Raw genomic sequence first — 11,647 nt, forward strand, 5'->3', positions numbered from 1 at the left:
GGGGAGTAGGGAAGAAAGCTATAGCTGTAAAATCAAGGGTTTGAGGAATTTTGAATGTCTTAACTGCCTTGGCGACTGCTATAATTCAAAACTCAAAACTCAAAACTCAAAACTCAAAACTCAAAACTCTCCATCCCCACTCCTTATTGCTCAAACCAACGGCGAATTAATTCCACTTGAAAGCGGTAATTATCACCTACTTCCTCAATTAATTCCCGTCGCAGTAGTAAATCGATAGCATCCTCAACCTCATCTGGAAATTTACGGAATAAATCCTTTTGGCTAACCATACCTCCTTCCCCTTTTGCTGCTAAAAAGCGTAATATGGCTAACCCAGTTGGAGTAATTTGGTTATTTTGAATATCAGCAAAAAAGAAAGCACCACTATTTAAAGCAGGTTGAATTCCTGCCTCCACATCTGGTAAAGTAGCATAGCGACGAATAGAGGGATCTTGTTCATTTTTGAGGACAATAATTTCCTCACAGAGTAATTGCACTAGGAAGGGGTGACAGCGGGTTAGTTGCAAGACTCGTGTTACGGCTTCGGGTTGGTAGCGGAGGGTAAAATTTGGGACAGGATTTTCGATGAGTTTTCGTGCTTCTGCTTCTTTTAAGTAGCTGATATGTAAAATTTGGACATTAATTAAATAACTCGCCCAACGCTGATATTCTTCAATAGTATGGGAACCTGCGATAAGTAGTTTGAAGCGGGGGCGGTGTTGGATAATGTGACGCAGCATTCCTAAAATATCTTGTTCGTCAAATCTTCCTTTTCTGATAGCGCTATCTAATACTTCAAATTCGTCTAACATTAGTAAGGCAGTATTTTGTCCGAGTGTTTGTTCTACTTTATCTAGCCATTCATCAAAAGAGGTGAAGGGATCATCTTTTAATGATTCGCGGGTGAGGGGGGGTAGAATTACAGCACTTTGTTTTTTGGCTGAATCTATCATCCCTCTGGCGATATTATAAAGAAAACCGATATGGTTATTTGCCGATGAAGGTGCGCCTTGTAAGTCTACAAATAGGGGAATAATGGTATTGGGGAGAAGTCTGCCAAGGTTATTGAGGAGGGAAGTTTTGCCCATCCTCCGCTGTCCGTAGAGTAGTAACGGGGGGCGGCGGCGATCTATAATTAATTGTTCGATACGGGTGCTGATGTCAGTACGTCCAGTGAAGATATCCTGTTGAACGGTAAGAGGGACTGCGATAATATAAGGTGAGTCAATTTCTTGGCGGAGTTCGACAGATTGACGTAATTCTTCTATATGGTTAGTGACTATTTCATACCAACTTTTGGCAATGGGATAGAAACGAGGGGCATATTTTTCGCTGCTACTGGTTAATTCTCGTGATAATCTATTTAAGTTTTCTGCTACATCACTGAGTACTAGACGCTGATTGTAAGAACTATTTTGATTTAAAGCGGCGTTGATATTTTCGCTAATGCGACTGAAACTACTGAGAATTGAACTAACTAAACTTGCAACTTCACCAGTGGCTATATGTTGGTGAATGTTACCGATGGCTGCGATATTGTCACAATTTTCTAGTCTCCGGATTTCTAATTCTATCTGAACTTTCTGAATTGCCCAACGCTGACGGCTGTCATTCAGGTAATTGATAGCAGCTTCTCCCTCAATTGGGTTACGCTCTATGACTAAGAGGATGTGTTTGTCTAAGCCAATGAGAGGGATAAGTTGCCATTCATCCCAGAAGGCGGAATGCCAATGTAATAGACTAGGTTGAGAATTTGTCCGTCGTTTGTCGAGTTGATAGAGTAGGGTATGCCATAGACTGAGGAAGGGATAGAATATTAATGGTCTCCATAAGTTTATAGTTGTTCCAAATAATACCGCCAAGCCCGACTCCAAGCCCAACACCAAGCCCAACACCAAGCCCAACACCAAGCCCAACACCAAGCCCAACACCAAGCCCAACACAATTTTCTCTACCGACTCACCCAATCCCCACCGCACTAAGGCAACGGTTAAATGAATAAGGAAAGGCAATATTAGGTATCCCTGTATCAGCAGTCTCCACAAATCAGGATTTCGCCATCCTAATTGACTTTTTTGCTTAGATTCGTACTCTAGGGCGGGATCAATTTGTTTTAAGTGATTGCGAAAAGCTGAGGGACGGAAGATAAGCCAAAATAGAAGTTGTAAACTACCGAGAATTAAGTTGGGGTGTTGTTGCGGTGCATGGGTGTAGGCGTTGGGGGGAATTGGTGGAGATGTCATCTCAGTCGCGATGATTTGTAGGGGTGAATTATTGGGATATAAATATTTTTCATTAATCTCAGATTTTGCATCAGTTGCTATAACTGCCAGAGAATAAATTCTCTGTCTAATAGCTTAAGTCCATTAAAATGGACTAAACTCTGATTCAGTCGTCTTTAGACGACTTTAGCTATTAGACAGTGGTTTTAACCACTGGCGGGCTGTTGCGACGGTGCAAGATGGAAATAAAGATCTACCTCAGCTTGATGTCCTTTCATAAAATATATTGATCCAGGCTAATTCAATTGTAACTCACATTGCTGAAACACATAATTAACCGCCCCAAACAATCGCTCTAATTCCTGAATTGTATAGAATAATTTATTTTGCGTAAAACTATCTCCCCTTAATTTACCAAACTGCCACATCGCGCCATTAGAAACAATCCCAAAAATACTTTGTTCCGGTTCCTCATTAATCCGCTGCACCGCTACCATTTCTGCCAAACACTGCCCCCATCCTTCAGAAAAATCACTTTCTTTCTTCGCCTCCACCAAGACAAAATAAGGCTTATCAAAAACTACTGTACCTAAAGGGGATCGCTTGGCTAAAATATAATCTGGTACTCCCGATAATTTATCATCATAGCTTAATGTCTGGTGACTCCAGATCAGGAAGTTATGCCGATAGGTTTTCCAGACTTCCTTCAAGATAGGATAAATTATATTCTCACAAATAGCAATCTCCGAGTTATCAAAAACGCCCTCACTAAAGATTAAGTCTAATTCTGTCCGAAATACCTCACTAATTGAAAATTCTCTTTCGACAATAAAGTTATCACGAATTACTTTAATTTGAAATTCTTTAGCAACAGCGCTGATACTTTTGTAAGTGCTAAATGACATTTTTTCAAGTTTCCTCATTAATATAAAATGGCTCTTTCGGGTTAATGGTGAAAAATGTTCATTTTTGTGACCAACATTGAGAATGGTGCGTTAGGCACGGGAATTTAATTATGGGTGGAAATCCTGAATTTATCGCCCGTGCCTAACAAACCCTACAGTTGAATAAGATTTTGTTATCACCATAAAGACGAGAGAGCTTATAAAATTAACTAAAATCAATCATCTAATTCCGAACATGATTTTAATTTTACCTAGATGCCATAGAGTAAGACAATTGAAATTAATAAATTAACAGTATTAATTTATTAGTCCGTTTCAACGGACTTAAGCTATTAGACAGTGGTTTTAACCACTGTCGGGTTAGGTTTTTAAATTAACAAACGGCACTATCTGTCGCAATCCTTCCTCCCGCCAATTACCATCACTTTCCCCCTCCTCCAAACTAAACAAACATTCCCGACAAAGAATCTGTAATAATAAAGGCCAACCTCCACTTTCTTTTAAAATCCACTCCACATCCTCCTCTGGAAACTCAATCGGCGAATTGCCAATTAATTCCCGCGCTTCTCCTTCCGTCAGCGCACCTAATGTGGCAGCATATCCAAAAATATTGAAAAATGGAGAAGTATGACGCGTATGATGGGCTAATTCAATAGGTGATTCTGGAGTTGCTAAGACAAAAGCTAAATTACCTCCAGTATAATTCGTTGCCAAGGAACGTAAACATTCCCAAAACTCATCATCTAATTCCGGACAGCGTTTCAAGGCTACCCCAATTTCATCAAGTAATATAATAGTAGGCGATCGCAATTTTTTACTAACCACCTCCATAAAATTCTCCAAGTCACACTCCGTCGGTATTTCCAGACTTAGGGATTCTAAAATATAACTCAGCAGTTTCTCCCGATTTGCCATCCGCGCATCTTGGAAATCGACAAATATCCAAAGATAGTTTTCTGGATGGGGTAACCAATCTAATTTTTGACTAGGGCGCAATTCTGTGGGTGGAGTAGTGGTAATATTTTTTAGATAGTGCAATAAAGAGGTTTTGCCACTCCGCTGCTTCCCGATAATTGCCGCATTTTGGAGGGGATGGCGTTTCAGTAAGTTGAAAAGGCGTTTTAATTCCCTTTCACGTCCAAAGAAATAGCGAGGATGGGTAATAGGGGAACCCGTGATGAATGGAGAAGGTTCTCCTGAAGGAAAATCTTTATCTAAATGGGCAACAGTCTGCCAATCTAATCCTAGTTTATGACAAAGTTCAACAAAATTCAAGTAATCGACAGGCTTACCGCTCAGGAAATTTTTAACTGTCGATTCAGACAATCCCATATCCGAAGCCAAAGCCTTCTGACTGGGATACCCATTCCCTTGGAGAGCTGATTTAACCTTTTTAATATACTCTGGGGAAACTTTTTGCGATCGCGCCATAACTCCTCACCAAACAGCTTATATAATTTCCGCCTACATGAGCATCTCCCAACATACCTCTGCGTACCTCTGCGATATCCTCTGCGCCCTCTGCGTTAAAAAAAGATCTGATCTCAATACCAACCGACTTAATATGACTCAATTATACCCGTAAAGATCCAAACCCCAAATCAGCGAAAAGTCACCTTGAAGTCAACTAAATCTCAGCTTTTACCTGAATTATCGCAGTATTGTTCTCACCTAACAGCAGATTACATTGAGAGTATCAAATTTCAAGGTAATCAAATGAAACGCCAAGGAAGTCAAAAAAATCGCCGCCAACCCAACTTTCCGGTATGGCAAGTCAGCTTACCACTCTGTACAGTAATTATATTTGCGATTGGCTCGCTAACCACTATTTATATGGTGAATGGTAGATATCGATTCAACGTAGAAATTACTCCTCAAGGACTGAAAATTAAGACAGACGTGGATAAACGGGAAAGTAACCCAACCACGGGTAAGTATAACTGAGATCTTGTACCAAGGATACCCTGCGGGTATCCTTCTCCTGCCGATGGCAAAGGAAATACTCCCTCTTTTCCTCCTCTCATTTTCCCATACATTACTCCCCAGGATTCAAGTAATCTGAATCATATTCGTATACTCTATCAATAACTCATCATAAGTGAGGCTATTTCCCTCTTCCTGGGGACTCCAAAGTAACTCAACCTTCATGACATAATCTGAGGGGACTGAGGCTACTTTTTCTAAAGCATTTTTGAGTGATTCTACTGTGCGCACTTCCTTAAATAATGGCTTATCATTGGCAGTACCCACTAGCAGTGTCACTACAATATACAAGCCTACATCTTCTTTGGCATCTGAAATAGTAGGGATTTTTTCCGTAACTTTACCCCTGACATTTGTCAGGGTTTCCATAGTAAATTTGCCTCGCTCTTGGATAGAGATTTCATTAAACAGCGCTTCTGCTTTATCGATATGGCTGGTTTGGGAACTGGATAAAACATGACTCCAGTTATCAGCATTTTTCAGGAGTATTAATGCGGATTCTTGCAGTAATTCTAACAAACCGTCAGGTATTTCTGTATTGACATTTCGCGTTAAGTCTGATAACTGAGATTGTAGACCTTGGGTGTGAGCAAAGAGAGCTACCTGTAATTTGCTGACAGTGATAATATCATTATCTCTTTCCTTATTTGCCACACTTCCTTGTTTTTTATTCAAGGTGGAAAATACCAAAACTACGATGCCACCACAGATAAATAATAATGCCATACCTCCCAAGACGAATACTAACCAAAAACTACCGGGAGATTGGGCAGAAGCAGGAGAAACACCAGAATTAGAATTATTTACTCCATTGGGAATCCTTTGGTCATTATCACTGTCGATATTGAAGAAGAATATACCCCTAGATCTATTACTATAGTTTGGATTGACAGTACTATGAGGTGTAATTGGTATAGGCTTGGTTTGTGTAGTTGAGGGTACTGGAGTGGTGGCTTTTTCCAAATTACCACCAACAGCACGTCCGCCAGTTGCTCCAGTGGTGGTATTACTGGGATGAGAATTAGCTGGAGCAGCATGTTGGGTTGATGTACTGCTGCCATTAGTATTGGAGTGAGAAGGTGAGGTAGATTTTGTTGATGAATTGCTACTACCACTAGAGCGACTTGAACCACTGGAGCGTGAAGGTGAGCTTCTAAAAGATCCCCCACCGCTACGTCCACCACTACTTCTGGCTAAGGCTTCGTTGCTAGTGTTGCTCCATTTTGCTAAATTATTATTCGGCTGGGGAATATTAACACTATTGATTAAAGCGAAAGAGAGAAGTGTGGCAGAGAAAAGCTTGAAGTTTATTTTAGATAACATAGTTATTGGCTCGATAAAGAACGATCGGGCAGATTGCGGGTTTATGAAGTACACTCCAGAATCCCGGTTTCTTTGAGAAACCGGGTTTCTCTGTACCTCACATATCTTAAAATTGCCGTAATAGACGATAGTTGTATAACAATCTATTTTATTCAATTTTGCTGTCGGATTGTTTAAGCCAATTGGCGTATAAATCCGGACGGCGAGAGCGGGTTCTTTCAATTTGCTGTTCCCTGCGCCAGCGCTCGATTTCTCGGTGGTTACCGGAAAGTAAGACATCTGGCACCTTCTGACCGCGAAATTCGGCAGGTCGGGTATATTGGGGATAATCCAGTAACCCTGCTTCAAAACTTTCTAATTTGAGGGATTCCTCTTTAGCAACTGTGCCTGGTAGTAATCGCATCACCCCGTTAATCAGAGTTAGTGCTGGGATTTCGCCTGCTGTCAAGACAAAATCTCCTAAAGACACCTCCCGCGTCACTAAATTCAGGACTCGTTCATCAACACCCTCATAATGCCCGCAAATTAGCACAATTTGATCGTAAGAACTTGCCAATTCCACCAACAACTGCTGGTTGAGCGGTTGTCCTTGGGGTGTCATCAGGATTACATCCCGTCGGGGTAATACTGGTAACGACTCCACAGCAGCAAAAATTGGTTCCGGCTTCATTAACATTCCCACCCCACCACCGTAAGGTTCATCATCCACCCGTCGGTGTTTGTCAGTGGCGAAGTCGCGGGGATTGACAAAATGGACTTCAGCTATTATTTTAGCGAGTGCTTTACCAATCAGTCCCGAACTTAGGGGAGAGGTAAAGAAGTCGGGAAACAGAGTGACAACATCAAATCGCACGGGAGATTAATGGGGTGTGAAAGGTCATTCAGATAAAAAGATTACAGTTTAAGGATATGATAAGAAAGTATTGTAAAAATGAGCGCGATTCAAATCACAAAGATTGCGGCTTTGATAGGCGTTTCTTCCTGGCGAGAAAAAATGCCAACCATTCTATCGTTTACCGCCTTCAAGCCGTAACCGTCAGTTTCTCAAGCTGAAAACATCGGCAGATTGGCGCTACAGGGTATTCCGGTCATCTACAGCCAACAAACCCAGTTGAGCTAGAGTCTAAATCGATCTAAAGTGAGATTTCTAGCAAAAGGCTTTCACTCAAGCATTCAACCTACCCTATGCGCACACTTAACAGTATATTGCAATTAGAATCTCAATTTTCAGGAATTCGGATGCCTCAATCGACTAAAACCGCGATTATGGTAATTGGCGGTGCTGAAGATAAAGTTCATGGACGCGAGATCCTCCAAACCTTTTTTTACAGATCCGGAGGGAGTGAGGCGCGACTGGCAATTATTCCCTCAGCGTCACGGGAACCGACGCTAGTTGGGGATCGCTATCAGGGGATTTTCGGGGAAATGGGGGCAAAGGAAATTCGAGTCCTCGATATCCGCGATCGCGCCCAAGGTTCAGACTCCCAATTTCAAGACTATATTGAAGAATGCACAGGTGTATTCTTGACAGGCGGTGACCAATTGCGCTTGTGCGGGTTGCTCTCAGATACCCCTTTAATGGAACGAGTCCGTCAGCGCGTACATCTGGGTGAAATTACCCTGGCTGGTACGAGCGCAGGTGCAGCAGTGATGGGGCATCACATGATCGCTGGGGGGGGGAGTGGTGAGTCGCCAAATAAATCTTTGGTAGATATGGCGATTGGATTGGGAATTATTCCAGAAGTGATTGTAGATCAGCATTTTCTCAATCGTAATCGTACCGCAAGATTAATGAGCGCGATCGCAGGTCATCCAGATCGATTGGGTATAGGTATTGATGAAGATACCTGTGCTATGTTTGAGCGAGATGGCTGGATGCAGGTACTCGGGAAAGGTACTGTGACGATTATCGATCCTGGGGAAATGTTTCAGACGAACCATCAAGATGTAGATCCTACAAATCCCATTAGTCTCCATAATATGCGAGTCCATATCTTATGTCATGGAGATCGCTATCATTTGCATAAGCGTTCGATGAGGTTTATTGATAGTTGACTCCTTAAGGATTATTTACGATCTCACTCCGCCAACGCGGTACAAAAAAAAGGGCAAGAATCTAACAAAAATGGGGGAAAAACCGTTTGTCTTAAACAGTTTCAGCTCCTGTTTCTGTTGGGTACTCAGATTTATCACAATCATCAAAATCCCACGAGTACCATTTAAAAATAAAACTGTTCGCCATGAACAGTTTTATAGCTTTTTCAAGTTAGACACTAATTGAGGATGCAAAATCTTAGAACAGATAAGCAGTCCTATTCTGAACTGCTGAACTCTTACCTTCCTTGTTCATCGGGGCAATTGCCGCTCTAAGCTTCCTTCCACCTGTTTTGAATCATCTGCCGTTTTTATGAAAATCCAGAAAATCCTGACATTACGCGGTCCTAACTATTGGAGCATTCGACGACAAAAATTGATCGTCATGCGTCTAGATTTAGAAGATTTAGCGGAGAAACCCTCCAACACAATTCCTGGCTTCTACGAAGGAATTATCAAGGTGCTACCCAGTCTAGACAATCATTTCTGTTCCCCAGGCGTGCGGGGGGGGTTCCTCAGTCGCGTCAAAGAGGGGACGATGATGGGACATATCATCGAACATGTGGCATTAGAACTGCAAGAAATGGCAGGGATGCTGGTGGGATTTGGTCGTACTAGGGAGACGGCGACACCAGGAGTTTACCAAGTTGTCTTCGAGTATATCGATGAACAAGCAGGTCGTTATGCAGCAAGAGCAGCAGTAAGATTATGTCAAAGTATTGTTAGTACGGGTACTTATTCTCAGAGCGAATTAGAACAAGATATCAAAGACTTAGAAGACTTAGGACGCGATGCAGCATTAGGTCCTTCGACAGAAGCAATTGTCAAAGAAGCAGAAGCGCGGGGGATTCCTTGGTTGCCTCTGAGTGCCCGCTCGATGATTCAACTTGGCTATGGGGTTAATCAGAAGCGGATACAAGCGACATTGAGCAATCGCTCCGGTATTCTCGCAGTTGAATTAGCCTGCGATAAAGAAGGGACGAAACAAATTCTGCGGGATTCAGGAGTGCCAGTACCTCGGGGGACAGTGGTTCACTACCTGGATGAGTTGAAAGATGCGATCGCAGATGTGGGTAGTTACCCAATCGTAATTAAACCACTAAATGGTAATCACGGACGGGGCATTACTATCGATATCCGCGACTGGGAGGAATCTCAAAAAGCCTACGATATCGCCAAAGAAGTCTCCCGCGCCGTAATTGTTGAACGGTACTACGCTGGTTTTGACCACCGAGTGTTAGTGATTAATGGCAAAGTGGCAGCAGTAGCACAGCGGATTCCCGCTCATGTGATCGGAGATGGTCATTCCACTGTACAGGAATTAATCGATCAAACTAACCTTGACCCCCATCGGGGAGATGGACACGATAATGTATTAACCAGAATTATCGTAGATGAAACTAGTTTGGACGTATTAGAACGTCAGGGCTATAGTTTAGATTCAGTACTGAAAAAAGGGGCAACTAGTTACCTGCGGGCTACAGCTAACTTGAGTACGGGAGGTATTGCTGTAGATCGTACCAATGATATTCACCCAGATAATATCTGGATCGCGGAACGTGCGGCAAAAATCATTGGCTTGGATATCGCAGGGATTGATATTGTTACCGCCGATATTACCAAACCATTGCGAGAGGTAGATGGTGTAATTGTAGAAGTGAATGCTGCGCCAGGTTTCCGGATGCACGTTTGTCCTTCTCAAGGTTTACCCCGAAATGTAGCAGCACCTGTATTGGATATGCTGTTTCCACCTGGAAAACCTCATCGCATTCCCATTATTTCGATTACTGGAACTAATGGCAAAACGACAACCACACGCTTAATTGCCCATATCTACAAACAAACTGGACAAGTAATTGGATATACCACTACCGATGGTATTTATATTGGCGAACATTTAGTTGAAAAAGGAGATACTACAGGTCCCCAAAGCGCTCAAGTAATTCTTAAAGATCCTACTGTAGAAGTGGCAGTGTTGGAAACAGCACGGGGTGGAATTTTGCGCTCTGGTTTAGCATTTGAAAGCTGTGATGTTGGTGTCATTTTAAACGTTTCACCAGATCATTTAGGTATTGGCGATATCGATACTATTGAACAGTTAGCTCATCTCAAAGGTGTGGTTGCTGAATCCGTCAGTCCCTACGGCTATGCAATCCTCAATGCTGATGACCCGTTGGTGTCAGCTATGGTAGAAAAAGTAAAGGGTCATGTCGCCTTTTTCTCCATGAATCCAGAGAATGAATTGCTGCAAAATCATATTCGCCAAGGGGGTTTGGCAGCGGTATATGAGAATGGTTACCTATCAATTATCCGAGGAGATTGGACTTTAAGGATTGAAGAAGCGGTACATCTACCAGTTACCATGGGCGGAATGGCTCCCTTTATGATTGCCAATGCCCTAGCAGCAAGTTTGGCAGCATTTGCCCAGGGTGTCACAATTGAAGCAATTCGAGCCGGGTTAACCACTTTCCGCGCCTCTGTTGCTCAGACACCGGGAAGGATGAATTTGTTTAATCTTGGTCACTTCCACGCCTTAGTGGATTATGCTCATAATGTGGCTAGTTATGAGGCTTTGGGTAGTTTTGTCTGCAATTGGCCAGGAGAAAGGGTTGGCATCGTTGGTGGTCCAGGCGATCGCAGAGATGAAGATTTTATTAATCTAGGTAAATTGGCCGCAAAAATCTTTAACCGGATTATTGTTAAGGAAGATGAAGACAGACGGGGGCGGCCAAGTGGTGATGCGGCTGAGTTAATTCGCAAAGGTATCCTATTAGAAAATCCCCAAAGTAATTATGAGGTGATTTTGAATGAGGAAGAGGCGGTTAATAAGGGATTAGATGAGGCAGTTAGTGGTGGATTAGTGGTAATTTTACCGGAAACTGTGAGCGGTGCTTTTCGCTTGATTGAAGCGCGTCATCCCATAGCGGAGAATGCTTTCCAGGCAACTGCTCCTGATACAATACCAGTCATGAGTCAAGCATCAGCTATCGGCTAATCGCTTTTTGAGGTATTGAGATTAAATTAAGTAGGGTGCGTTAGTCATAACGTACCCTACTTTTATTTCCTGTTTGGGTAATTCGTTTTAAATTAAATAGGGTGCGTTAGCTAAGAGCGTAACGC

General features: G+C 42.5%; 8 protein-coding genes. 3 read left to right on the plus strand and 5 right to left on the minus strand.

Features of this window, described 5'->3' with window-relative positions:
• Positions 1-143: 143 nt before the first annotated feature.
• The 3 genes from NJ959_RS17790 to NJ959_RS17800 all read right to left on the minus strand — a co-directional run bounded on the left by NJ959_RS17790 (position 144) and on the right by NJ959_RS17800 (position 4,558).
• A complete protein-coding gene (locus tag NJ959_RS17790; protein ID WP_254013083.1) occupies positions 144-2,243 on the minus strand; it encodes an ATP-binding protein in 2,100 nt (699 codons plus the stop codon).
• 275 nt (positions 2,244-2,518) lie between these two features.
• A complete protein-coding gene (locus NJ959_RS17795) occupies positions 2,519-3,127 on the minus strand; it encodes a hypothetical protein (protein ID WP_254013084.1) in 609 nt (202 codons plus the stop codon).
• Between the two features lie 360 nt (positions 3,128-3,487).
• Positions 3,488-4,558 carry a TniB family NTP-binding protein gene (locus NJ959_RS17800; protein WP_254013085.1) on the minus strand — a complete coding sequence of 357 codons (1,071 nt, stop codon included), beginning with the start codon at positions 4,556-4,558 and terminating at the stop codon, positions 3,488-3,490.
• Between the two features lie 186 nt (positions 4,559-4,744).
• Here NJ959_RS17800 and NJ959_RS17805 point away from each other — a divergent pair, with 186 nt between their 5' ends.
• Entirely contained in the window at positions 4,745-5,071 is a 327-nt protein-coding gene (locus NJ959_RS17805) for a hypothetical protein (protein WP_254013086.1), read from the plus strand.
• A gap of 105 nt (positions 5,072-5,176) precedes the next feature.
• On the opposite strand, the gene NJ959_RS17810 is transcribed toward NJ959_RS17805, so the two are convergent.
• Both NJ959_RS17810 and trmD read right to left on the minus strand, forming a co-directional pair.
• Positions 5,177-6,433, minus strand: coding sequence for a DUF1517 domain-containing protein (locus NJ959_RS17810; RefSeq protein WP_254013087.1), 1,257 nt, complete (start codon positions 6,431-6,433; stop codon positions 5,177-5,179).
• Between the two features lie 148 nt (positions 6,434-6,581).
• Positions 6,582-7,286, minus strand: coding sequence for a tRNA (guanosine(37)-N1)-methyltransferase TrmD (trmD, locus tag NJ959_RS17815; protein ID WP_254013088.1), 705 nt, complete (start codon positions 7,284-7,286; stop codon positions 6,582-6,584).
• A 332-nt stretch (positions 7,287-7,618) separates the two neighbouring features.
• Between trmD and NJ959_RS17820 the strand changes: the two genes are divergently transcribed.
• Positions 7,619-8,488: a cyanophycinase gene (locus NJ959_RS17820; protein ID WP_373693673.1), complete on the plus strand. Its 870-nt coding sequence runs from the start codon at positions 7,619-7,621 to the stop codon at positions 8,486-8,488.
• A gap of 352 nt (positions 8,489-8,840) precedes the next feature.
• Positions 8,841-11,522 (plus strand): cyanophycin synthetase, encoded by a 2,682-nt coding sequence (gene cphA / locus NJ959_RS17825; RefSeq protein ID WP_254013090.1) that lies wholly within the window; start codon positions 8,841-8,843, stop codon positions 11,520-11,522.
• Positions 11,523-11,647: the final 125 nt, after the last annotated feature.

The organism is Limnofasciculus baicalensis BBK-W-15, assembly GCF_024178385.1.
Classification (GTDB): Bacteria; Cyanobacteriota; Cyanobacteriia; order Cyanobacteriales; family Coleofasciculaceae; genus Limnofasciculus; species Limnofasciculus baicalensis.